23 protein-coding genes and 4 tRNA genes are annotated in these 24,788 nt (G+C 34.0%); 23 read left to right on the forward strand and 4 right to left on the reverse strand.

Going from position 1 to position 24,788, the window contains the following annotated elements; genetic code table 11:
- The first annotated feature begins 3 nt into the window (after positions 1-3).
- The 17 genes from ACPLVF_RS01510 to ACPLVF_RS01590 all read left to right on the forward strand — a co-directional run bounded on the left by ACPLVF_RS01510 (position 4) and on the right by ACPLVF_RS01590 (position 17,351).
- Positions 4-1,197 (forward strand): PLP-dependent aminotransferase family protein, encoded by a 1,194-nt coding sequence (locus tag ACPLVF_RS01510; RefSeq protein WP_424906057.1) that lies wholly within the window; start codon positions 4-6, stop codon positions 1,195-1,197.
- A 143-nt stretch (positions 1,198-1,340) separates the two neighbouring features.
- Positions 1,341-1,646 carry a hypothetical protein gene (locus ACPLVF_RS01515; protein WP_424906058.1) on the forward strand — a complete coding sequence of 102 codons (306 nt, stop codon included), beginning with the start codon at positions 1,341-1,343 and terminating at the stop codon, positions 1,644-1,646.
- A 125-nt stretch (positions 1,647-1,771) separates the two neighbouring features.
- The gene (locus tag ACPLVF_RS01520; protein ID WP_424906059.1) at positions 1,772-2,962 is read left to right on the forward strand and encodes a tetratricopeptide repeat protein; all 1,191 of its coding nucleotides are present in this window, start codon (positions 1,772-1,774) and stop codon (positions 2,960-2,962) included.
- A gap of 14 nt (positions 2,963-2,976) precedes the next feature.
- Positions 2,977-3,738, forward strand: a complete 762-nt coding sequence (gene surE, locus ACPLVF_RS01525) for a 5'/3'-nucleotidase SurE (RefSeq protein ID WP_424906060.1) — start codon at positions 2,977-2,979, stop codon at positions 3,736-3,738.
- Positions 3,739-3,757: 19 nt separating this feature from the next.
- On the forward strand, positions 3,758-3,925 hold the full coding sequence (locus ACPLVF_RS01530) for a YpmA family protein (protein WP_424906061.1): 168 nt from the start codon (positions 3,758-3,760) through the stop codon (positions 3,923-3,925).
- Between the two features lie 76 nt (positions 3,926-4,001).
- On the forward strand, positions 4,002-5,093 hold the full coding sequence (locus ACPLVF_RS01535) for an AAA family ATPase (RefSeq protein WP_424906062.1): 1,092 nt from the start codon (positions 4,002-4,004) through the stop codon (positions 5,091-5,093).
- Positions 5,094-5,219: 126 nt separating this feature from the next.
- The gene (locus ACPLVF_RS01540) at positions 5,220-5,948 is read left to right on the forward strand and encodes a DUF6612 family protein (RefSeq protein ID WP_424906063.1); all 729 of its coding nucleotides are present in this window, start codon (positions 5,220-5,222) and stop codon (positions 5,946-5,948) included.
- Positions 5,949-5,980: 32 nt separating this feature from the next.
- Positions 5,981-7,180, forward strand: a complete 1,200-nt coding sequence (locus tag ACPLVF_RS01545) for a pyridoxal phosphate-dependent aminotransferase (RefSeq protein WP_424906064.1) — start codon at positions 5,981-5,983, stop codon at positions 7,178-7,180.
- Between the two features lie 44 nt (positions 7,181-7,224).
- Complete coding sequence (gene purB, locus ACPLVF_RS01550) at positions 7,225-8,652, forward strand: adenylosuccinate lyase (protein WP_424906065.1); 1,428 nt, start codon at positions 7,225-7,227, stop codon at positions 8,650-8,652.
- Positions 8,653-8,666: 14 nt separating this feature from the next.
- Positions 8,667-8,870 carry an FmdB family zinc ribbon protein gene (locus ACPLVF_RS01555; RefSeq protein WP_424906066.1) on the forward strand — a complete coding sequence of 68 codons (204 nt, stop codon included), beginning with the start codon at positions 8,667-8,669 and terminating at the stop codon, positions 8,868-8,870.
- A 321-nt stretch (positions 8,871-9,191) separates the two neighbouring features.
- A complete protein-coding gene (locus ACPLVF_RS01560) occupies positions 9,192-10,376 on the forward strand; it encodes a thiolase family protein (RefSeq protein WP_424906067.1) in 1,185 nt (394 codons plus the stop codon).
- A gap of 23 nt (positions 10,377-10,399) precedes the next feature.
- Complete coding sequence (locus ACPLVF_RS01565; protein ID WP_424906068.1) at positions 10,400-11,263, forward strand: 3-hydroxyacyl-CoA dehydrogenase family protein; 864 nt, start codon at positions 10,400-10,402, stop codon at positions 11,261-11,263.
- A 34-nt stretch (positions 11,264-11,297) separates the two neighbouring features.
- On the forward strand, positions 11,298-12,449 hold the full coding sequence (locus tag ACPLVF_RS01570; protein ID WP_424906069.1) for an acyl-CoA dehydrogenase family protein: 1,152 nt from the start codon (positions 11,298-11,300) through the stop codon (positions 12,447-12,449).
- Positions 12,450-12,473: 24 nt separating this feature from the next.
- Complete coding sequence (locus ACPLVF_RS01575) at positions 12,474-13,256, forward strand: enoyl-CoA hydratase/isomerase family protein (RefSeq protein ID WP_424906070.1); 783 nt, start codon at positions 12,474-12,476, stop codon at positions 13,254-13,256.
- 12 nt (positions 13,257-13,268) lie between these two features.
- Positions 13,269-14,069 carry an electron transfer flavoprotein subunit beta/FixA family protein gene (locus ACPLVF_RS01580; RefSeq protein WP_424906071.1) on the forward strand — a complete coding sequence of 267 codons (801 nt, stop codon included), beginning with the start codon at positions 13,269-13,271 and terminating at the stop codon, positions 14,067-14,069.
- Positions 14,070-14,082: 13 nt separating this feature from the next.
- A complete protein-coding gene (locus tag ACPLVF_RS01585) occupies positions 14,083-15,282 on the forward strand; it encodes an FAD-binding protein (protein WP_424906072.1) in 1,200 nt (399 codons plus the stop codon).
- A 149-nt stretch (positions 15,283-15,431) separates the two neighbouring features.
- Positions 15,432-17,351, forward strand: coding sequence for a sigma 54-interacting transcriptional regulator (locus tag ACPLVF_RS01590; RefSeq protein ID WP_424906073.1), 1,920 nt, complete (start codon positions 15,432-15,434; stop codon positions 17,349-17,351).
- Here the strand turns inward: ACPLVF_RS01590 and ACPLVF_RS01595 are convergent.
- Together ACPLVF_RS01595 and ACPLVF_RS01600 are read right to left on the reverse strand one after the other, a co-directional pair.
- Positions 17,348-18,358, reverse strand: a complete 1,011-nt coding sequence (locus tag ACPLVF_RS01595; protein ID WP_424906074.1) for a hypothetical protein — start codon at positions 18,356-18,358, stop codon at positions 17,348-17,350. The two genes, ACPLVF_RS01590 and ACPLVF_RS01595, sit on opposite strands and share 4 nt — an antisense overlap.
- Positions 18,359-18,370: 12 nt before the next feature.
- Entirely contained in the window at positions 18,371-18,970 is a 600-nt protein-coding gene (locus tag ACPLVF_RS01600; protein ID WP_424906075.1) for a metallophosphoesterase, read from the reverse strand.
- A gap of 188 nt (positions 18,971-19,158) precedes the next feature.
- Here ACPLVF_RS01600 and ACPLVF_RS01605 point away from each other — a divergent pair, with 188 nt between their 5' ends.
- Both ACPLVF_RS01605 and ACPLVF_RS01610 read left to right on the forward strand, forming a co-directional pair.
- On the forward strand, positions 19,159-20,298 hold the full coding sequence (locus ACPLVF_RS01605) for a DUF362 domain-containing protein (protein ID WP_424906076.1): 1,140 nt from the start codon (positions 19,159-19,161) through the stop codon (positions 20,296-20,298).
- A gap of 194 nt (positions 20,299-20,492) precedes the next feature.
- A complete protein-coding gene (locus ACPLVF_RS01610; protein ID WP_424906077.1) occupies positions 20,493-21,206 on the forward strand; it encodes a hypothetical protein in 714 nt (237 codons plus the stop codon).
- Positions 21,207-21,645: 439 nt separating this feature from the next.
- On the opposite strand, the gene ACPLVF_RS01615 is transcribed toward ACPLVF_RS01610, so the two are convergent.
- Together ACPLVF_RS01615 and ACPLVF_RS01620 are read right to left on the reverse strand one after the other, a co-directional pair.
- A tRNA-Trp gene (locus ACPLVF_RS01615) sits at positions 21,646-21,721 on the reverse strand.
- Between the two features lie 112 nt (positions 21,722-21,833).
- Positions 21,834-22,226 carry an HIRAN domain-containing protein gene (locus ACPLVF_RS01620; RefSeq protein WP_424906078.1) on the reverse strand — a complete coding sequence of 131 codons (393 nt, stop codon included), beginning with the start codon at positions 22,224-22,226 and terminating at the stop codon, positions 21,834-21,836.
- Positions 22,227-22,374: 148 nt separating this feature from the next.
- On the opposite strand from ACPLVF_RS01620, the gene ACPLVF_RS01625 reads away from it, so the two are divergent.
- The 4 genes from ACPLVF_RS01625 (at position 22,375) to ACPLVF_RS01640 (ending at position 24,750) form a co-directional block, all read left to right on the forward strand.
- Positions 22,375-22,452 (forward strand) — tRNA-Asp (locus ACPLVF_RS01625).
- 5 nt (positions 22,453-22,457) lie between these two features.
- A tRNA-Gly gene (locus ACPLVF_RS01630) sits at positions 22,458-22,532 on the forward strand.
- A gap of 6 nt (positions 22,533-22,538) precedes the next feature.
- Positions 22,539-22,627: transfer RNA gene (locus ACPLVF_RS01635), tRNA-Leu, on the forward strand.
- 176 nt (positions 22,628-22,803) lie between these two features.
- Positions 22,804-24,750, forward strand: a complete 1,947-nt coding sequence (locus ACPLVF_RS01640; protein ID WP_424906079.1) for a sigma 54-interacting transcriptional regulator — start codon at positions 22,804-22,806, stop codon at positions 24,748-24,750.
- Positions 24,751-24,788 lie beyond the last annotated feature (38 nt).

Consider the following 24,788-nt stretch of genomic DNA (forward strand, 5'->3'; position numbering starts at 1 on the left):
AAAATGAATTTTGATAAATTTTTTTCCGATAGTATTATTAACCTTCCCCCTTCTCCCATAAGGGAGCTTTTAAAAGTTTCCCAAAAACCAGGAATTATATCCTTAGCGGGTGGCAATCCTTCCCCGGATACCTTTCCTGTATGGGAAATAAAATTATGTTTTGAAAAAGTAATTGAAGAGAAAGCAAAAAGGATACTTCAATACAGCCCTACTGAAGGACTGCCTGAATTGATAGAATCAGTTCAAGAATTATCAATAAAAGACGGAATAAATTGCGAAAAGGAAAATATTTTAATAACATCCGGTTCCCAGCAGGGAATGGACCTTGTATGTAAAGTTTTGTTGGATCCAGGGGATGAAGTAATTGTGGAATTGCCCAGTTATCCCGGCAGTCTCCATACTTTAAGAAGTTATAGAGCAAAATTAATAGGTATTCCTGTTGACAGCGAAGGGTTAGACGTAGAGATGTTAGATGATATTCTGAAAGAAAAAGCTAAAAAAGGGAGAATGCCGAAGTTTATTTATACTATTCCTACCTTTCAAAACCCTTCAGGAGTTACCTTATCCGAAGAAAGAAGGAAGAAAATTATAGAAATAGCAAAAAAATATGAAATCTTAATTGTTGAAGATGATCCATATTCAAAACTTCGGTATTCTGGAGACTTTGTAAAACCCATAAAAACTTACGATGATGAAGGCTTAGTAGTATATTTAAATTCTTTTTCAAAAATTTTTTGCCCAGGTGTCAGGGTTGCATGGATTATTGCATCAAAAGAAATCATTAGAAAAATGGTTATTGCAAAACAGGGTATGGATTTACATACCAGTAGCTTAAACCAGGCAATAATTGCGGAATTTTTAAAACAGGGGAAACTATACCCCCATATCGAAAAGATAATTCCCTACTACCGGGAAAAACGCGATGCAATGGTTTGGGCTATCAATGAGTATTTTAAGGAAAGGATTTATTTTACAAATCCTGAGGGGGGATTTTTTACCTGGATTACTTTAAAAGAAGAAAAAGATACAAAGAATGAGGTATTAAAGGCAATAGAAAAAGGAGTAGTTTATGTCCCTGGTATTTCCTTTGGAATAGGAGAAGAAAAAGGCTTAAAATCCTCTATGAGGCTTTCGTTTGCAACGGTGGATGTGGAAAGCATAAAAAAGGGAGTAAAGATATTATCCGAGATTTTTTAAAAAATTAAATATCTGGAGATTTATATTGAAAATTTTGGCTGTTGAATGTTTAAAGATTCAACAGCTTTTTTATTTTTATAAATCACATTATCAAAGGATACATCATAAAAGTAAATAAAGAAATCGTTTTTGGAGGGGTTATTTTGTCCTATAAATGTAAATTTTTGCAGTTACATAAAACTATACTTCTTATAGATACGGAATGTAGAATATATAAATGCCTTTTGGGGAATGCCCTTTTAAGAGAAAAAGATTTGCATGAAAAGTGGGCATGCAAAAGGTGCAAAGTAAAAGATTTATATGACAAAGTTTGCGTTAATTTGATTCCCCAAAAGGAATTTATTAAGCGTGGTATAAGTGAAACCTGGTTTTTTTGCAATTTGATGAATATTAGGTTTAAAGAGCCTGAAGAGTTCTGCCTTCGTTATTGCAAATATAGAAAAAATTGAGGGAATAAATGTCGATATTGCAGGGATTATATAATATTTTGTATAAAGGAAATTCAATTAAATAATAGAATAATATATTTAGCTATTAGAGTAGACAAGCTATCAAACTTTTGGGGGGAAAGAAAATGACAAAAGCTATTCTATGGGAATTTTTTAGTAAAATAATTGAAAGTGTTAAATCTATATACGCTAAAAATTCTTTATCTATTATAGAAGTGTATATTTATAAAATTATGTTTCATTTAAATATGTATTCAAAAGGGCTTGATAAAGTAGAAGAAAAAATCAAAAAAGAAAAAAATCCCAATATTTATTTATTGGCTTTTGGGGGATTATTTTCGTATTTGATAAAGGATTACAAAAGAGCCTTAAAATATTTTAAAGAAGTTGAAAAAATCACCAATTCTCCCTATGTCCAATACTTTTTAGCCAAAATTTATGAAGAATTATCGGAATATGAAAAGGCTATTGAAAAATATGAACTTACTTTATCAAACAGTGATTTAAAAGTAAGGTCTTATTGCCAAATAATCAAAATATTTTACAAGATGGAAAAATATAGTGAAGCTATTAACATAATTGACTTTATTATAGATACTGTTCAAGGTGAGGACTTGCAAACTTTATTAAACCAAAAAGGTTTGTGTTTATTAAAATTGGGTAATATAAAGGAAGCAAAAAAGAACTTTAAAAAAGCATTAGAAATATCAAAAGATGATTTGAGCATTAAGCAAAATCTTGCAACCAGTTTATTGATGCTTGAAGACTATAGAAATGCTGTTAATCTTTTTAAAGAGGTTTATAATAAAAATAAGATTGACTTGACTTTACTTAATAATTACACTATGGCTTTAGCAGGTTTAGGGAATTATGATGAGGCGATAAAATTGTGCGAAAAAGGATTGAAGATTGATTCTCAGAATACAGATCTTCTAATTAATTTGGGTTACTGTTTATATAAAAAAAATATGGTTAATAAAGCTATGGAATGTTTTAAGCAGGCAGAAAAAATAAATCCTGAGGACTACACTTTACAAAACAATATTGCTTACTGTCTAATATCTTTAAAGCGCTTTAAAGAAGCACTGGAAATTTTAAATAGGATTTTGCAAAAGAAGGAAAAAGATGATATATTATTAAATAAAGCCTACTGCCTTTTCAAAATGGGTCAATATAAAGAAGCAATCGAATGTTACGAGAAAATCAGCCCAGAAAGAATTAATTTTAATATAAAGACGATTATAGGCATTTGCTATGAAAGAATGGGTGATGAAGAAAAGGCGGTGGAAATTTACAACGAAGCGTTAACGGCTTAAGCGGGGTGAAAATATTGAAAATTCTTGTTTCAAATGATGATGGAATATATGCGGAAGGAATTTTCACACTTGTAAAAGAGCTTAGCAAAATAGCCAAAGTTTTTGTAGTAGCACCGGACAGGGAAAGAAGCGCTACTGCTCATGCTATAACCATGCATAAGCCACTTAGGGCCGAGAAGGTCGAAATTTTTGGTCCTGAAGTAACTGCCTTTAAAATAAACGGAACACCTTCCGATTGCGTAAAATTGGCCTTGGATGCATTGCTTGAAGAACCCCCTGATTTTGTGATTTCAGGAATAAACAGAGGGCCCAATTTAGGTACTGATGTTATTTATTCCGGGACAGTTTCAGCCGCAATTGAGGCTGCAATTTACGGTATTCCTGCTATTGCAGCTTCTGTGACAGCTTATGAAGAAATTTCCTTTGAATACCCAGCAGAATTTATAAGAAAATTGTGCGGGTCAATTAAGAATAAAGAATTTCCCAAAGATTCCCTTTTAAATGTTAATATCCCTAATTTAGAAAGAGAAAAAATAAAAGGAATAATGATAACTCACTTAGGAACAAGAAAATATAAAAACTGTTTTCATAAAAGATGTGATCCAAGGGGAAAAGATTATTTCTGGCTTGCAGGGGAAGTAATAGAAGATTTATTGGATATTGATTCGGATGTATGGGCTGTTAAAAACGGTTATATTTCAATAACCCCTATTCATTTTGATTTGACAAAATACGAGCTAATAGATACACTAAAGACATGGGACATTGATTATTAAAAATATTTTTAAGAAGGGAATGCGAATGGAAGAGAAGTTGGAATTAATTGCACAAAAGGAACTAAACTACAACGATGAGCTTTATCGATTTGTGGATTTTTTAAATAAAACCTTCAAGAAAAAAGGTTTCATTTTTGGGATAACTAAAAAGGATGATAAAGCAATAATTTCCATATATGAAACTTAATATTGGACATTGAACCTTTTTTGCCTCTCCTGAATATTCTAAATTTGAAAATCTATTTTCAGGAGGGGTTAATTTTATGCGCGGAAAGGAAAGAAGGTATTTTCCGGGAACAAGCACTCCAAACGGTTATCTTCCTTTTTTTAACAATGTAATTTCATGGCGGGACGCTAAAAAAATTTACGTTTTAAAAGGAGGGCCGGGAACGGGTAAATCCACATTTTTAGGGAATTTGGGGGAAAGATTATTGAATTTAGGTTATGATGTCGAATTCTTACATTGCTCAGCAGATAGCAACTCTTTAGATGGTATATATTTGGCGAATTTAGGTATAGCTCTTGTTGATGGTACAGCACCCCATGTAATTGATCCGAACTTTCCGGGAGCTATTGATGTTATTATAAATTTAGGAGATTTTTGGAAAGAAGAAGGTATTAGAAAAAACAAAAAAGAGATTATAAAATTGCAGGAGCAAATTAAAGATTGTTATATGCATGCTTTTTCGCATTTAAAAATTGCAAAAATTTATTATGATGAGATGGAAAATATTTATATTAAAGCGGTTAAAAAATTAGAGTTAAAAAAATTTATAAGCGACATTATTAATGTTGTATATAAAGAAAAAACATCTCCTTTTAAAATTCCTAAAATAAGGAAAATGTTTGCGAGCTCCATAACACCTGAAGGGAAGGTAAATTTTGTAAAAAATCTTTTTGATGGACTTGAATACAAATATATTTTTACATGTGCTTCAAGCGAAATTGTATATGAAGTTATAAAGGCAATAAAAGATAGGGCAGTATTAATGGGTTACGATGTAGAAGAATTCCATTGCCCTATATCACCGGAAAAGATCGACCATTTGATTTTACCAGAGTTAAATATGGGATTTGTTAATTCAAAAGAGCCACATATATACGATAAACCTGAAGGTAATTATGAATGCTTCAATTTAGATACTTTGGTTGACCTTGAAAAAATTACAGAAAACAAATTTTTGGAGGCAGAAAAAACTAAAATGATTGAGGCTTTAGATGAGGCCGTTGAAGGTATGAGAGAGGCAAAACGGTTGCACGATTACTTGGAAAAATTCTATATCGAATCTATGAATTTTGAGAAAATAGATGAAAAATTAGAAGAGGTTTATTATGATATTTTAAGAAATTTATGAAAAGTATAGGGCTATTTTTAGCCCTTTTTTAATTTAATTTTTTGTTACAAAAAAGGAAAAATAAATTTAGTGAAGAATAATAAATAATAATAAAAGTAAGGAAAAGTATTTTTTAGGAGGAAAACAATGAAAATACGCAGGATAAGCTTATACTTGTTTATAATAATTTTAACAGTAGTTACTGTTTTTTATATTTCCAGTTGCAGTGATAAGTTTAGTAATCTTTCCCCAAAGGATTCGATAATTAAGGCAAGTAAGAAATTAAAGTTTGTTAAAGCGTATAGAATGAAAATAGAAGCTGTACTTTCTATAAAGGATGTAGAGCAAAAACTTTCTTTTACAGGTGAAGTGCAAAATCCTAATATGATGCATTTAAGCGGTGAATTGATGGGCATGAGTATTGATATATACCAGAAGGACAGCAACTTTTTTATAAAAAATCCTGTCAACGGCAAATGGGTAAAGACAAATGATTTTACCCTTGGTGATATGAATGACATCTTAAAAACCCCTGAAAAAACAATCGAAAATTTAAAAGATATTATTGAAAAAGCAGAATATCTAAATGATGAACAAGTAAAGGGCGTCGACTGCAAAGTGATAAAGTTTATACCAAATAATGAAAAAATAAAGGAGATTTTGCTTGAAGGGACTAATGCCGATGATGTGGATGAAGTAAATGCAGTGTATACCTTGTGGATTGGCAAAAAGGATTTATTAATTTATAAAATGAACGTCGATATACTGATTAAAGATAATACATCGGGCAAGAGAGCTATGAACATGACAGTGGATCTTTATGATTTTAACAAAAAGGATGTTGTTATAAACTTCCCGCCCGATTTGCCAAAATAATTTATAAAAATTTTAATAGGAGGGTAAAAACAATGTTTCTTTCAGAAAAAGCAAAAGGCATAAGCCCCTCACCTACATTGGCAGTTGATGCCAAAGCAAAACAGATGAAGAGCGAGGGTTATGATGTTATCGGTTTTGGGGCTGGAGAACCGGATTTTGATACCCCTGATTTTATAAAAAATTCAGCAATTAAAGCTATTAATGAAGGTTTTACAAAGTATACACCGGTAGGAGGTATACCGGAACTTAAAAAAGCTATAGTTAATACTTTGAATGAGGAATTAGGACTTACATATAAACCTAATGAAATTATCGTATCAAATGGAGCAAAGCAATGCCTTTATAATGCCCTTTACTGCCTTATAAATCCGGGGGATGAAGTATTAATACCTCATCCTTATTGGGTAAGTTACCCAGAGCTTGTAAAGCTTTGCGGAGGAACGCCTGTTTTTGTGCCAACTTATGAAGAAGATGACTTCAAAATGAAAAAAGAAGTAATTGAACCTTTGATAACCTCAAAGACTAAGGTTATTATAGTAAATAGCCCCAACAACCCAACAGGTAGTGTATATTCAAAAGAGGAATTAGAGGGTATTGCTGAACTTGCAAATAAGTACAACCTTTTTATTATATCTGATGAAATATATGATAAACTTATTTATGACGGTGAGCAGCATGTAAGCATTGCAACCTTAGGGAAAGAAATTTTTGAAAAAACCCTTATTGTAAACGGAGTATCAAAAGCCTATTCCATGACCGGATGGCGAATTGGATATGCAGCAGGGCCTGAAGAACTTGTAAAAGCGATGACTGATTTTCAAAGCCATACCACCTCAAACCCCAATTCCATAGCCCAAAGAGCTGCTTTAGAAGCTCTTTCTAATCCCGACAGGAAAAAAGCTATTGCATCAATGGTAGAAGAGTTTTCAAAAAGAAGAGATTATATGGTTGAAAGAATAAACAGCATTGCGGGCCTTTCCTGTAGAAAACCAAAAGGAGCTTTTTATGTAATGATGAATATAACAAAAACCTTTGGAAAGAAGATTAAAGGTGTAGAAATCAAAAATTCTACCGATTTTGCCCAGAGCCTTTTAGAAAATTATATGGTGGCGGTTGTTCCGGGTGTTGCTTTTGGGACAGAAAATTATGTAAGACTATCTTATGCTACTTCTTTGACAAATATAGAAAAGGGACTTGATAGAATTGAAAAATTTATTAAAGACTTGGTATAATAAGCAGGTAAACCCTGCTTATTTTTTTAAAAGGAGTGGGAGCTTTGAAGGATATTTTTGAAAATCCACTTGTAGAAAGGTATGCAAGCAAAGAAATGTTGGAGAACTTTTCGCCAAAGAAAAAATATTCCCTTTGGCGCAAACTCTGGATAGCCCTTGCGGAAGCCGAAAAAGAGCTGGGGCTTCCTATCACTGATGAGCAAATAGAGGAGATGAAAAAATATGCGGAGGATATAAATTTTGAGGATGCGGAAGAATTTGAAAAATATACGAGACATGATGTGATGGCTCATGTATTAGCATACGGAAAACAGTGCCCAAAAGCGAAACCCATTATTCATCTTGGGGCAACCAGCGCTTATGTAGGAGATAATACGGATATTATTTTGATGCGGGATGGGCTTAGAATATTAAAAAAGAAACTGATTAATGTAATCAATAACTTAGCCGAATTTGCAATAAAATATAAAGACCTTCCTACCTTAGGATTTACCCATTTTCAACCGGCGCAATTAACAACGGTAGGGAAAAGGGCAACGCTTTGGATATACGATTTGCTTTTGGATTTAAAAGATATTGAATACACCGAAGAAAATTTGTTGCCAAGAGGAGTAAAAGGCACTACAGGTACCCAAGCAAGTTTTTTAAAACTCTTTGAAGGTGATGAAGAAAAAGTTAAGACACTTGATAAAATGATTGCTGAAAAATTTGGGTTCAAAAAATCCATTCCTGTTTCGGGGCAAACCTATACAAGGAAAATAGACAGCTTCGTATTGAGGGTATTGCAGGGGATTGCAGAAAGCGCACATAAATTTGCAAATGATGTAAGATTGTTATCGGGATTAAAGGAGATTGAAGAACCCTTTGAAAAAACACAGGTAGGTTCTTCGGCAATGGCTTATAAGAAAAATCCTATGCGGTGCGAACGCATGACTGCACTTTCGAGGTTTGTAATAGTAAATGGTTTAAATCCTTATATTACAGCATCCTGCCAGTGGTTTGAAAGGACTCTTGATGACTCTGCAAATAGAAGGCTTGTAATTCCAGAGATGTTTCTTGCAACGGATGCTATATTAAATATATTTATTAATGTAAGCGCAGGTCTTATTGTAAATGAAAAAATAATTGAAAAGCACGTAAAAGAAGAATTGCCCTTTATAGCCACTGAAAATATACTTATGGAAGCCGTAAAAAAGGGCGGTGACCGACAGGAACTCCATGAAGCAATAAGGGTTTATTCGAGGGAAACTCAGGAAGAAATAAAGGAAGGAAAGGCAAATAACTTAATAGATAAGATTTTAAAGGATCAAAGATTTAAAATAAGCAAAGAAGAAATTGAAAAAATGCTTGAACCTAGAAATTATATCGGTAGAAGTTCTTCTCAGGTAGTAGAATTTATAGAAGAAGAAGTAAAACCATATTTAAAAAAATATAGTGATTTCCTCGGCATGTCTGCTGTTTTAAAAGTGTGAAGGGAGGTAGTATTTTGCCTACTTATGATTTTGTTTGCACCGATTGCGGCCATAAATTTAGTGAATTTGTAAATATAAAGGATAAAGACAAAGTAAAATGTCCTAAATGCAACGGTACAGTTGCTCAAAGATTTACAGGCTTTGTGTATACGAGAAAGGGTGAATCGGGTCAAGGAGGATGTGCAGGAAGTTGTTCATCCTGCAGCGGCTGTAAGTAAAAAAATTTAAAAGCTGTTGGCAATATCTAAATAGCCAACAGCTTTTTGTCGTTATATGGCCTTTTTAGTAATTTTTAATGATTCGTTTTTTGAACATAAAAGTTTAAAAAATGAACACCTTCTAATATTAATTTTTTGTAAACCATAGTCCGTTTGTTTATTTTTTAAACTTTTTTCTAAAAAAGCGTATTGAAAAAGGCTTGATTTGATTAATTATTTTAGAATATTTTTTATATTAATATATGGCATAAATTTTGCAAATATAATTTAAAAGTCAGATATATATGATTAATTAAAAAAAACTCATAGGGAGGTGTAAAAATGCGCGAGGTAGTAATTTTAAGCGCAGTTCGCACTGCATGCGGCAAATTCGGAGGAAGTTTATCTGCGAAGACGCCAGTAGAATTGGGGAGTGAAGTGATTAAAGAAGCAGTAAGAAGGGCAGGAATAGAAAAACATATGGTTGAAGAGGTAATATGGGGAAATGCGTGGCAAGCTGGTGTTGGGCCAAATCTTGGCAGACTTGTTGCTGTAAAAAGCGGACTTCCTGTAAGTGTATCAGCTTTTTCAATTAATAAAAGGTGTGCTTCAGGATTAAAGGCTGTAGCTTTGGCAGCTCAAGCTATACGAGCAAACGATGCTGACTGTGTAATAGCTGGGGGTACCGAAATGGCAAGCCGAGCCCCTTATCTTTTACCAGGAGCGAGGTGGGGTTACCGCCTTGGAGCAGGAGAAATCCAAGATCATCTTCATCAAGACGGTTTTATGTGTCCTTTAGCTGGGATGATGATGGGAGCAACAGCAGAAGTTTTGGTTGAGGAATACGGTATTTCAAGGAAAGAACAGGATGAATATGCATACCTCAGCCATAAAAGGGCAATTGCAGCTATTGATGCAGGAAAATTTAAAGAGGAGATAGTTCCTATTAACATTGGTACTAAAAAAAATCCCGATGTTTTTTTTGATACCGAGGAAATACCAAGAAGAGATATTTCTTTAGAAGCTTTGGCAAAACTTCCACCTGTATTTAAAGAAAATGGCACCATTACGGCGGGTACAAGTTCTGCCCTCTGCGATGGAGCAGCGGCTTTGGTACTTATGGAAAAAGAAAAAGCAGAAGCTTTAGGTTTAAAACCTTTAGCTAAAATTGTTTCCCATGGGCAAAAGGGTATAAACCCCGTACGCATGGGGCTTGGACCTGTAGAAGCAGTTCCAATAGCTCTTAAAAAAGCCGGACTTACCCTAAAGGACATAGACTTAATAGAATTAAACGAGGCCTTTGCGGGCCAAGTAATTGCGGTGATGAGAGAATTGAAGCTGGATATTGAAAAAACAAATATTTACGGCGGAGCCATTAGCCTTGGCCATCCAATTGGCGCTACTGGAGCGAAACTTGTGACAACATTGATTCATGCTCTAAAAAACGAGGATAAAACATTAGGTATGGTTACTTTATGTGTAGGCGGTGGACAGGGCGAGGCAATGATAATAGAAAGATTAAATTAAAAAATACAAGGAGGTCTAAAAGGATGGAGGTTAAGAAAATATTAGTAGTTGGAGCCGGAACGATGGGACATGGGATTGCTCAACTTGCAGCACAGCAGGGATTTGAGGCGTATTTATTGGATACTGAAAAAACTATTGTTGATAAAGCTTACATGAAAATTAAAGAAAATCTTTTCAAAAGGGTAGAAAAAGGGAAAATCACTAAAGAGCAGGCTGAAGAAGTAATAAAAAGGATCACGGTTGGCACCGAATTAGAATCTTTTTCAGATGCTGATTTTGTAATAGAAGCTGTTTTTGAGGATATAGAGATCAAAAAGAAGGTTTTCGAAAAATTGGATTCGATATTTGGTCCAGAAGTTGTCCTAACAACTAATACAACTGCGTGTTCGATTAGTGAAATTGCTGCTGCCACAAAAAATAGAAAAAGGGTTATAGGAATGCACTTTTTTAATCCTCCTGTTATTATGAAGCTTGTTGAAATAATTCCAGGCCTTGAAACCGATGAAGCCACTGTGGAAAAGACAAAGGCTATGGCAGAAATGCTTGATAAAACGCCGATTGTTACAAAAATTGAGACACCTGCAGGAATAGTAAGCAGGGTTTTAGCAGCTCTGTTAAATGAAGCTGTTGTAGTTTATTCCGAAGGGGTTGCTGATGCAAAGGATATTGATACTGCTATGAAGCTCGGTGCAAACCTTCCTATGGGACCTTTGGAACTTATTGACATGATAGGCGTGGATATACACTTAGCTAAAACCGAAACCCTTTACAGAGAATACAGCGATCCCCGTTACCGTCCACCTTATATTTTAAGAAAAATGGTGAAAGCAGGGCATTTAGGGAGAAAGACAGGGCGAGGTTTTTACGTTTATGATGAGAATAAATAAATTTTTTGAGTTCAAATAAAAGGAGGTTATAATTATGGATTTTGATTATACTGAAGAACAATTTATGATTAAAAAAATGATTGCTGAATTTGCCGATAAAGAAGTAGCACCTTTTGCCGCAGAAAATGACAGGGAACAGAAATTTCCTTGGGAAATAGTTAAAAAGATGGGTGAATTAGGAATATTTGGAACTGTGATTCCCGAGGAATACGGAGGAGGGGGTTTTGATTATATTTCCCATGCCATTGTTGCAGAAGAATTAGGCAGGGTAGATTCTTCTGTAAGAGGTATTTATTCAGTTCAAATATCCTTGGTTGCATTGACGATTTTAAAATGGGGCAGTGAAGAGCAAAAGAAAAAATATGTACCCAAATTGGCGAGCGGAGAAATTTTGGGCTGTTTTGGGCTTACAGAACCGAACTCTGGTAGCGATGTAGTTAGTATGCAATCTACTGCAATAAAAGACGGAGATTATTATATATTGAACGGAAATAAAATGTGGATAACTAACGGCGGTGTGGCTGATATAGCAATAATTTTTGCTAAAACTGATAAATCGGCAGGCCATAAGGGAATTTCAGCTTTTATTGTAGAAAAGGGTACACCGGGTTTTTCCACTAAAGATATACACGATAAACTCGGCCTTAGGGCATCAAATACTGCAGAATTAATACTTCAAGATGTAAGGGTGCCAAAGGGAAATATTTTGGGTAATGAGGGAGATGGATTTAAAGTCGCTATGAGTGCATTGGACAACGGAAGGTATACAGTTGCGGCCGGATGTGTAGGCCTTGCTCAGGGCTGCTATGATGTTGCAAAAAAATATGCTTTAGAAAGAATTCAATTTGGAAAACCCATAGCGGGACATCAGTTGATACAGGAACTTTTTGCAGATATGATAGTAGAAATAGAAGCGGGAAGGCTATTAGTATATAGAGCAGGGCATCTAAAAAATAAGCACTTGCCCCATACAAGAGAAGTTTCTATGGCAAAGCTTTTCTGCAGCGAGATGGTAAACCGTGTTGCGTATAAAGCTTTGCAGGTATTCGGCGGGTACGGATTTTCGTCTGAATTCCCAATTGAAAGGTATTACAGGGATGCAAGGATTAATACTCTATATGAAGGAACAAGCCAAATACAAAAACTAATAATTGCAAATAGGGAATTGGGAATATCTGCTTTTTAAGAATTTCCCATAGGGGGTTATTATATGAGCAATGAACTTTACCTGTTTCAGATTCAAGAAGATATTGCTTACATAACTATCAATAGGCCGGAAGTAAGAAATGCTTTAAACAATCAACTGGTAGAAGAATTACATCAATTATTTGAAACTATTGAAAATAATAGCCAATTAAGGGCTGTAATAATAACGGGAGCGGGTGACAAGGCTTTTATGGCGGGTGCCGACATCAAAGAATTGGTGGAAAGGGATGCGGTATTAGGAAGAAAACACACAAAAAGACGTCAAGAGCTTTTTAATAAAATTGAAAATTTAGATGTTCCAGTAATTGCAGCAATAAATGGTGTTGCTGTAGGAGCTGGTTTAGAATTAGCTTTATCCTGTACCTTTAGAATTGCTGCGGAAAATGCTAAATTTGCTGCATCTGAAGTAAAACTTGGAATAATACCCGGTGCAGGTGGTACTCAAAGATTAACGAGGACTGTTGGAAAAACAAAAGCTTTAGAAATGATTTTGCTCGGTGAAATGATAGATGCCCAGGAAGCTTTCAGAATAGGGCTTTTAAATAAAGTGGTCCCATTTGAAAAGCTGATGGTCGAAGCAGGAGAATGGGCTGAAAAAATAAAAGCCCTTCCAAAGCTTGCCGTACAGTATGCAAAAGAAGCAGTAACCAGGGGTGCAAATATTGGGATGGAAATCGGTTTTGCCCATGAATCTTACCTCCACGCCCTATCCTGTACTACCGAAGATAAAAGAGAAGGAGTTTTTGCTTTCTTAGAAAAAAGGAAGCCTCAATTTAAAGGCAGATGAGGAGGTGGCATTTTGAAAGTTGTAGTGTGTGTAAAACAGGTTCCAAGCACCGAAGCAAAAGTAAAAATGGATCCAGTAAAGGGGACACTTGTAAGAGAGGGTGTGGAATCTGTAGTAAACCCTTTTGATGAATACGCTATAGAAGAAGGCGTTAGAATAAAAGAAAAATATGGTGCGGAAGTGATTGCAATTTCCATGGGCCCACCTCAAGCAAAAGATGCCTTAAAAACTGCCCTTGCTATGGGAGTGGATAAAGCTGTGCTTTTAAGCGACAAGGCTTTTGCAGGCTCAGATACCCTTGCAACTGCTTATACCCTCTCCCTTGCTATAAAAAAAATAAAAGATGTGGACCTTGTAATTTGTGGGAAGCAAGCAACGGATGGTGATACTGCACAGGTAGGTCCGGGGCTTGCACAAAGACTAAGTTTTTCTCAGATAACCTATGTTTCAAAGATAAGGGAAATAAATTTGGAAAATAAAGAAATAATAGTGGATAGGCTTTTAGACAACGGCACTCAAGTGGTAAAAGCTAAGCTGCCTGCACTGATTACGGTTGTAAAAGATATTAATCAACCCCGCATTCCCAATATATTTTCAATTAAAAAAGCGGCAAAAGCGGATATACCTGTGTGGGGGCCGCAGGATTTGGAAGGTGAAGCAAATAAATTTGGTTTTGACGGTTCACCAACACAGGTTATCAGAATATTTACCCCTCCTCCGAGGGGAGGCGGAAAAATAATTGAAAAAGATATAAAAGAATCGGTTGCAGAACTTATTGATATTCTTTCAAGTCAAGGAATAATTAAGATTTAAAGGAGGATAATATATGGCTCTAATTGTAAAAAAAGAAGAATGTACGGGATGCGGGATTTGCATTGATGTTTGCCCCTACAAAGGTATAAAGTTAAATTCAGCAGGAATTGCTGAGGTTACCGAAAACTGCATACTATGCGGGCAATGTGTGGATTCCTGTCCCGCAGGTGCCTTATATATCGAGGAAAAAAAACAGGAAAGAGAAAAGCAAAGTTACAGCGGTGTAATGGTCTTTATTGAACATGAATTTAATAAAGTCCATTCGGTTTCCTTTGAACTTTTAGGCAAAGGTAAAAAAATCGCAGATGAATTGAAAGTCCCTCTTTATGCGATGATTATAGGAGATCAAATAAATAATATTATAGAAGAAGTGAAAAATTATGATGCAGATATAATTTATGCAGTAAGTGCTCCCTGGCTTTCGGATTACCAAACAAAACCTTATATAATAGAAGCTGAAAATATAATAAAACTTGCAAAACCCGAAATAGTTTTAATAGGAGCAACAACTTTAGGAAGGGATTTTGCAGGAGCCCTTGCTACAAGACTGGAAACCGGCCTTACTGCTGACTGCACAGAGCTTTCTATTGATAAGGAAAAAGGGCTTTTGCTTCAAACCCGTCCTGCCTTTGGCGGAAATATTATGGCAACAATTACGTGCCCTTATAAACGTCCCCAAATGGCAACGGTAAGACCTAAGGTTATGCCTATGCCGCAAAAAATATTTAGGGCAGACTGCAAAGTCATTCAGATGCTTCCTGTTTCAAGTCATAAGGACTTAGATTTGGAATTAATAGATTTTTTGCCCGATACTATTGGGAAAGTGAATATTGCGGAAGCGGATATTATAGTTTCGGGCGGAAGGGGTATGAAGGGTCCGGAGAACTTTTCAATGCTTTTTGAACTTGCTGAGCTTTTGGGAGGTGCGGTGGGTGCTTCTCGTGCTGCTGTTGACAGCGGATGGATTCCTTATGCCCATCAGGTAGGGCAAACAGGAAGGACTGTAAGGCCAAAACTCTACATTGCGTGCGGAATCTCGGGAGCCATACAGCACCTTGCAGGAATGCAGACTTCGGAAGTAATAGTTGCAATAAACAAAGACCCTGAAGCCCCAATATTTAAAATAGCCAATTATGGCATTGTTGGCGACCTTTTTAAAGTAGTTCCTGAGATGATAAGACAGATTAAAGAAAGAAAGAGCAAAAATAGCTAAATATTAATAAAAATTTAACCGCTTATATAAAGCGGTTTTTTTATATTCGAATTTTATGTATATAAATAAATGTTTAGCAAAAAGGTAAATTTATTAAAAGATAGAATAATATAAATGTGTATTAAATTAAACCTTGAGAGGTGAAAATTTTGAAAAGCAGAATTGCGTTAATTTCACCTTATCCAGAATTGACAAATATAGCTCGAAAAATTTCTAAAGAACAAGGTGAAGAAATAGATATTTATGAAGGGATATTGGATGAAGGGGTAAAGATTGCAAAAAAACTTTCAAATGATAGGGAGACGGATGTAATAATAAGCCGGGGCGCAACGGGCGCATTGATTAAAAAAAATATTGACATCCCTTTTGTAAGCATTGAAATAACGGATTTCGATGTTTTTTTAGCCCTTTATGAAGTTGCTCCTTTTTCAAGTCATATAGGTTTTTTTGGTTATGATTATAAAAAAGGGCATTTCGATTTTGAGCTTTTTTCAAAAATATTAGGGAAAAAAATCTCCTGTTTTTACTATAAATCCGAAAAGGAATTAAGGGAAAGACTTTATGAATCTAAAGAATTAGGAATTGATATGGCTGTAGGAACAGGTGCATGTATAATTGAAGAAGCAAAAAAATTGGGTATTGAGGGGAGATTAGTCTTTTCAAGTACTTCATCGGTTATGCAGGCTATCAATACTGCTAAAAACATAAAAACCGTTATAGAAAGGGACAGGGGCCAAAAGGAGTTAATAAATACTTTATTGGAACATATCTCAGAAGGCATTATAGCCCTTGATGAAGAAAGAAAAATAATAATGTACAACTCTGTATCTGAGAAGTTATTAAAAGCACCTAAGAATGAGGTATTGAATAAAAAAATTTTTGATATTGATTACAATACCCTTCAAAAGATTTACAAAGAAAGTCAACCGTCAAACGAAGAGATAATTGAAATTAGTAATAAGAAATTATTGGTGAAAAGAGCAAATATTAATATAGAGAGCAAGAATGTAGGGACTGTTATTACTTTTCAGGATATTAGCAAAATACAAGAAGTTGAAAAATCCATAAGGATAAAACTGGTAAAAAAAGGCTTAATAGCGTCTTATAATTTTAGCGATATTTACGGGAAAAGCGAAGTGTTACTGAAAACCATAGAAAACGCAAAAAAATACAGTAGGACTGATTCCACCGTATTAATTTTAGGTGAAAGCGGTACGGGAAAGGAGCTTTTTGCCCAAAGCATCCACAATGAAAGTAAAAGGGCAAAAGGTCCCTTTGTAGCGATAAATTGTGCTGCTTTGCCTGAAAATCTTTTAGAAAGTGAACTTTTCGGCTATGAAGAAGGTGCTTTTACGGGGGCTAAAAAGGGAGGAAAGGTTGGGCTTTTTGAATTAGCTCACGGCGGAACTTTATTTTTAGATGAAATTGGTGATCTTTCTTTAAATTTACAGGCACAACTTTTAAGAGTCTTACAGGAAAAGAAAGTAATGCGCATCGGAGGGCATCAATTAATACCTGTTGACGTGAGGATAATTGCGGCCACAAATACCGATTTAAGGCAAAAGATTCAGGAAGGCAAATTTAGAAAAGATTTATATTACAGACTGAATATACTGACATTAAACATACCTCCCTTAAGGGAAAGGAAAGAAGATATACCAATACTATGTACAAACTTCATTAAAGAGTTTAACGAACTTTATGACAAAAAAATATCGCCCCAATTGGACGATAATATTTATAAGCTATTATATAATTATCAATGGCCAGGAAATGTAAGAGAATTAAAAAATTTAATAGAAAAATGTGTTATATTATGTGAAAAAGAAAAAATTTCTATAGAACTTATTTCCTCACTTTTAAATGAAACGGGATTAAACTTTAAAATTTTGGATATTGATGGGCAACAAATGATAGTAAATATTGGAACCTTAGAAGAAATGGAAAAACAAATATTAAAGGAGCTTTTTTCAAAGTATAAAAAAAATAAAAAGGAGCTTGCACGTATCTTAGGTATCAGCAGGACGACCTTATGGAAAAAGTTAAAATCAATTTCTAAAACAAATTAAAATCTCATTTTTAAAATTTCTTCTTCCAGTTTTAAAACCTTTTCTTTTGAATTGTCTTCCAAATTTTCAAGGATTTCTTTGCGCATAATTATAGCAAAATCCTTGCGCGTGTAGTTTTTATTCACTTTTTGCAAAACTTGAGGCCAATCTATTTTTATATTTTTAAAATATAAGTCTAAATCGCAAATTCTTTCTCCATCTGCTGAATATTCTAATGCAAGAAGTATTTTTTTGATCTCTACAGGCTGCAAAAGTGTAAATAATCTTATTTGGTAAACCATTATAGAAAGCAGAGGCCTTGGATAGTCTTTGGTCCAGCTTTCCCCTAATATTAATCCCAGTTCTAAACCTTCCAAAACTTCTGCCAATCTTTCAAAATGTAGTTTATATTTTCCGTATCTATCGTAAATTCTAATATATAAATCATACCATTCAGTCCCTAATAAGCCTTCATTTAGAAATCTTAAAGCCTGTATCCTCATTTTTTTATATAAACTGTTTTTATCCATATTTACAAGAAGGTGCTTTTGCTTTAAATCTGAAATATGAACTTTATGCTTTAAAGGCTTTTCAGTAAAACTTATAATAGTTTGATCAGAACCACCTTTATCGAGACATTCTGTTAATGATAAAACTTCACATTTATAAGTTTCTTTTAGTGAGTTCAATATATTCTCAAAATTACCCATTACACGCATTAGAAGTATCCCTGGAGCGATACGACAGTCATTTAAAAAACTGCAAAGTCTCAAGTTTATTATTCGACATAAAACCTCATAGGAAGGGAGTTTAATCAACAAAGATGCTTTTACTTCATCGAGCCTTGCTATTTTTTTACCGGGGTCGGTAATCACCAATATTGTATCTTCTTCTTCAGCGTTTTCAAGCATTTCTACCAAATTACCTTTTGTACTTGAAAATTCCTTCTCTAAAATATTTAAAAGGATATTTTCCTTTTCAGTTCCTATAACTATTAAACTTGCCCCTTCCCTCAATAGTGAATACAAAAGAAACCACCTCTAAAATCCAATTTTTAATCTATTTAGCCTCGAAAGGTTTGTGCCTAAGGGGTATGGTAGCTTAAGAACATCTTTGTTTTCCAAATCAATAATATTAATGAAATTTAGTCCATTTAAATAATTTGTATCTTCCCCCCAAATTGAGTCATGTCCGTATAAAAAGAAATCCCCTTTTTTTGAAAGGTTCTCTATTTTATGGGCAAGGCAAAAATCTATTGAGCCTATTAAAAGGTTTTCTCCTTCATTTTTTATTACAAACTTGTCATTTTTAAATTTAATAATATCCAACTTATCGTGATTGCCGGGAACAAGTATGATTTTGTTTTTTACATACAATGAAAGGGTATTCAAAAAATTTTCTGCTATTTTTTTATATCTATTTTCAAAGTATGGTTTATATTCTAATTTTAAATCATCTACCACATCTCCGGTATGGATGATAAAATCCGGAAACAATTTTTTTGAAAGATTTATTATATTTTTGTGTATTACAATAGGAGTATCGCTTATATGAATTAATTTATGCTTTAGTTTATAGATTTTTGGAGGCACGTAAATTTCGCCCATAGTAAAAGAAAACAGTTTTTTTAAAGTTTCCATATTCCCTCCGAAGATAAAAAGAATCTTTAAGTAGTGTTAAATAATTCTAAAGATCTTTTTATCATTATAACATTTAATCGAACTTAGAAAAAGTATAGGCTTTTTTGGAAAATAGTTTTTTTTGATTGTAAAAAACAATTGTTATATTTTAGAATTATTATAAAACATGAAATGTATTTATAAAGGAAGTGGTTATTTTGGCAAAAGTTGTAATATTAAAATGCGAGGAATACAATCCTAAATTTATTTATGAAAGAATCGAGTATGCTTTAAATTTAATAGGTTTTGAACCTAAAAAATATAAGAAACTTTTATTTAAACCCAACCTTTTGATGAGGAAAAAACCTGAGGAAGTTACTACTACGCATCCTGCTGTGCTTGAAGCAGTTATCAACCTTTTCAAAAAAGAAGGCGTTGATTTTATAGTAGCCGACAGCCCCGGAGGGCCCTACAATAAAAAAAGGCTTGAGCATATTTATGAAGGTACGGGGATAAAAGAAGTATGCGAAAAAACAGGGGCGAAATTGAACTATAATACGGATTTAGTTGAAATAGAAATTAGTGGAGAGAGTAAATTAAAAACATTGCCTGTTATTTATCCATTCAAAGAATGTGATGGGGTAATTTCCCTTGCAAAATTAAAAACCCATAGAATGTCCGTTTATACAGGGGCAGTGAAAAATTTGTACGGGATGATTCCAGGGGGATACAAAGTTGAACTACATTTTAGGTTGAGGGAAGTTGAAAGGTTTATGGACCTACTTTTGGATTTATATAAGTCTGTAAATCCCGTTTTATCAATAATAGATGGGGTAATAGCAATGGAAGGGGAAGGCCCTTCGCAAGGCACTCCAAGAAAACTCGGTGTTCTTATAGTATCTGATGATGCACTGGCTGCGGATTATGCTGCTTCGAAAATAATAGGTTTAAAAGAAGAGGATTTTCCGCTAATAAAAAGGGCTATAAAAAGAGGTATGTTTAAAGAAGAAGATGTAGTATTTTTAGGAGAAAATATAGATGATGTGAAAGTATCTGATTTCAAAATCCCTGCTAAAAAAGATATTACTTTTATTAAAGGAATCTTTCCAAAAGCTATAGAAGATTATTTGAAAGAATTGATGACACCAAAACCTTATGTTAATTTAAATTTATGCAAGGGTTGTGCGGAATGCTATATGACTTGTCCTCCAAAGGCTATAAGTATAATAGAAAAGAAAGCTAAGATAGATTATAAAAAATGTATAAAGTGTTTTTGCTGCCACGAGCTTTGTCCGGAAAAAGCCATTAAGGTAAAAAGGAATATTATTTACGAAAGATTTCTAAAATAATTTTTTTTGAAAGGAGACAAAAATGTTTATAGAGTTGGTTGATATGAAAATTCACAGGGATAAATTTCCTTACGAACTTTCAGGTGGAGAACAGCAAAGGATAGATATAGCCAGAGCAAATGTTATCCGTCTGTGATATTGTCAGGGTGAAATCCATCTGAGAAAATGTCAGTATGAGCAGGGAGATGATTGTTTTGTCACAGACAGAATTAAATAGACTTCATATCTTGGAACAAGTTCTGGGAGGGATGATTACAAATCTTTCAGGCCTCTTCTGGCTGGCAGAGGATTTTGAAGGATACCGCAGACTTATCTTTGATCTGGTTACTCATTACGGGATTCCGGTTGCTGTTTATACGGATCGCCATACTCTGTTCTTTTCTCCTAAATTTGCAAAAAACGGTCTCTCTCTCGAGGAACAATTATTAGGGCAAAAGCGGCCTTTAACCCAAATTGGCCGGATATTAAATGAGCTCGGTATCCGGCATATACCCGCTTTTTCCCCTCAGGCTAAAGGCCGCATTGAACGCTGTTTCCAAACTCTTCAACAGAGGCTCGTTGTTAGGCTCCGCTTAGCCGGCGCTTCTACTCTGGATGAGGCTAATGCTGTGCTTAATGAGTTCATAAAAGAATATAACAGCAAGTTCGCAGTGCAGCCTGATAACCCTATACCCGCTTTCCGCCCCATACCTTCTCATCTGCGCTTGGATCATATTTTCTGCTGGAAGGAATATCGTGTTTTGAATCCCGGTTATGTGATTCCTTTTGAAGGCAAGGTCTACAAAGTGGTTAATCCTAAGGATGCTCCTTTTATACCGCTGCGTTCGGTGGTGGAGGTGCATAAATTCCCGGATGGACGCCTGTTTGTGGGGTGGAAGGGGGTATATATATCCTCTAGAGTTGTTTGATTCCTCTTCTGGTTCAAGTAGCAAGGATTCTTCTAAAGAAGCCGTTGCCGGAACGGGCAATAAGACAACCTCTTCACGAGTTCGCAAGCCCGCTCTGGATCATCCATGGCGTAAGCCATGGAAACCTATCCAGCGTAATTATACCACTTCTACCCTGACAAATTCACAGACGAGTTTTACCTGACATTTTCATTGACGCTTGACATATTTTATTAAAACGTTTATTAACGAAATAATAGTAAAATATGAGTATTTATGATTAATTATCTTTATAAAACAAATAGTTTCATTGCAAATTAAATATTTTTTAATGAATACTTAGTCGTCTTTATTTGTGGAAAAAGGTATATGTTTGCACTGCTAACAACACGTTCGCAAAATGTTAGCAAATGAATTTAAGATAAAAAATAAAAAAGGCTTTAAAGCCTTTATTTTTTTCTGGCAGGGGAGACAGGACTCGAACCTGCAGCCAACGGTTTTGGAGACCGCTACTCTACCAATTGAGCTACTCCCCTGTGCAGATACATGATTTTATAATTATTCTCATGTCTATTTTGTATTATACAGAAACATTTTATATATGTCAATAAAAAGTGGAATTAAGTTATATATTAAATGGTGGAGTTATTATGTTATAAAATCTGATGGAAATTCCTTTGGATCTTCAAAATTGGGATTTATTTTTGAAATCATGGTAAATTTTATATTAATTTTATGTTTTTTTCTTTCAAATAATTCAACTATGGCGCAATTTTTTGTTACAAATCGTATGATTCCTTTTGTTCTTCTATAAAAGGTATCGTAAATTCTTCCCGCACTATAACAGCCTTTAGGAACGGTATTTACACTGTTTGCTACATATCCTACCTTACCAAAAGGATGAATAGTTACTTTTATAGCTTCCATATCATATTCATTATTAGGTTCTTTTTCGAGGGTAACAACCATTCCAGGTTTTAGTATTCGATATCCAAAGTAGTTTTCGCAACCGACTAATGCGACAAATCGTTTATGAGCCATATATACCCCTCCTTGGAGCAATAAATGTTCCTTAAAATTATTATATATAAAATCCCAAATCAATAGAATTTCTTTCTTTTGTTTCTCTAAAATACTTTACAATTAAATTAACTTTATGTATAATAATCCTATCAAAAATATTAATGAAGGCCCAGTAGTTCAGTTGGTTTAGAACGCCAGCCTGTCACGCTGGAGGTCGAGGGTTCGAGCCCCTTCTGGGTCGCCACAAATGCGGAAGTGGCTCAGCGGTAGAGCATCGCCTTGCCAAGGCGAGGGTCGCGGGTTCAAATCCCGTCTTCCGCTCCACTTAATGCCGGGGTGGCGGAACAGGCAGACGCACAGGACTTAAAATCCTGCGGGTAGCAATACCCATACCGGTTCGATTCCGGTCCCCGGCACCATTTTTTAGGTAACTATTAAACTTAATAAGAGAGTAATAATGCACTTATTCAGATAGTAAGCTAATTCTGAATAAAGTGCATTTTTTATTTGAAAAAATGTTGGGATGATCTACCACTTCATTTATTATAAAACTCATTTGTTTATTAATAATTTGTTTATTATAAAAACGATATTTATGTTAAATATTTATGTTAAAATATTTATAAATAAACAAATTAGATTTGGGGCGATCTTTATTATGAATTTATTACTAATAGCGCCTTATGAAAACTTATTAGAAACAGCTTATTTAGTTAAGAATGATCTAAATATTGAATTTAAGATTGAATACGGAAATTTGAAAGATGGATTAGAAATTGCAAAAAAATATAAAGAAAAAGGTATTGATGTTATTATAAGCAGAGGTGGAACATATCAATTAATTAAGGAAAATGTCGATATACCTGTTGTTGAAATAAAAGTAAGCCCTTATGATATTTTAAGACAATTTAAAGGATTAGTTAAGAATAACAAAAAAATTTGTGTAGCAGGATATAAAAATGTAATTTACGGTTGTGAGCTCATAGGGGAAGTATTTAATATAAATATAATAAAAACTGAATTTTGTGAAGAAGAAGATATTCCGGAACAAATAAAACAAGCTATAAAATCAGGAGCTGAAATAATAATAGGAGATGCTGTTGCAATTAACTATGCTTCAAATTTTGGTATTGAAAACAGATTGATAACATCTGGTAAGGAAGCCATTGCAAATGCCGTTAATGAAGCAATTAGATTAATTGAAGAAATTAAAAAAGAAAAAGCTAAAACCGAAGAAATAAGAACAATTTTGGATTTTATTCACGATGGTGTAATAGCCGTAGATAAAAAAGGTAAAATAACAATATATAATAAAATGGCTGAAAAAATATTTAGGAAACCTTCTGAAGAAGTATTAGGCAAAAACATAGAATTTTTAATTCCTGATACTAAATTATATCAAGTTATGAATGAAAAAAAATCGCAGTTAGATGCTTTACAAGAAATAGGGGAAATAAAAATAGCAACCAATAGGGTACCTATTATAGTTGAAAATGAAGTTATAGGAGCGGTTGCCACTTTTCAGGAAGTAAATACTTTAATGAAAGCGGAGCTAAAAATAAGAAAACAGCTTTTAGAAAAGGGGCATCTTGCTTTTTATAGATTTAATGATATAGTGCATAAAAGTGAAAAAATGTCAAAGTGTATAGAAATTGCAAAAAAATATTCTCAACTTGATTCTACAATATTGATATTTGGTGAATCGGGAACAGGAAAAGAAATTTTTGCACAAAGTATACACAATGAAAGCAAAAGAAAAAACGGACCTTTTGTTGCGATTAATTGTGCAGCTTTGCCTGAAAATCTTTTAGAAAGTGAATTATTTGGTTATGCAGAAGGTGCATTTACTGGTGCCAAAAAAGGTGGTAAAGTTGGCCTTTTTGAGTTAGCTCATAATGGAACAATATTTTTAGATGAAATATCTGAAATGCCATTGTCTTTGCAATCTAAATTATTGAGGGTAATGCAAGAAAAAAAGGTTATGCGCCTCGGTGATGATAAGCTAATTCCAATAAATATTAGAATAATTTGTGCTACAAATAGGGATTTATTAAAAGAAGTAAATAATGGAAATTTTAGACAGGATTTATTCTATCGAATAAATATTTTGCCCCTTTTTATACCTCCTCTTCGAGAAAGAAAGGAAGATATAATACCTTTAGCAGAATATTTTTTAAAGAAATATTCAAAATTAATAGGTAAAAATATCTTGGGTTTTACCCATTCTGCTGTAGATTATCTTTTATCCTTAGATTATCCAGGTAATGTGAGAGAGCTTGAAGGTATAATCGAAAGGGCTTGTGCAGTTTGTGAAGGAAAATATATTGATATGGAAGATTTGATTTTTAAATACTTTGAAATAAATCAAAACAAAATAAAAAGTCAGGAATTGTCAATTGAAGAACAAGAAAAAAATTTAATTTCAAAAGCATTAACAGAATCTAAAGGTAATATTACCTTAGCAGCTAAACTACTCGGAATTCATCGTACAACATTGTGGAGGAAAATAAAAAAGTATAATATCGACATTATGACCTCTTGATGCAAAATGCATCGAGAGGTTTATTTTTTGTTGCCGAA

The sequence above is a fragment of the Thermovenabulum sp. genome (assembly GCF_049701175.1).
GTDB lineage: Bacteria > Bacillota > Thermosediminibacteria > Thermosediminibacterales > Thermosediminibacteraceae > Thermovenabulum.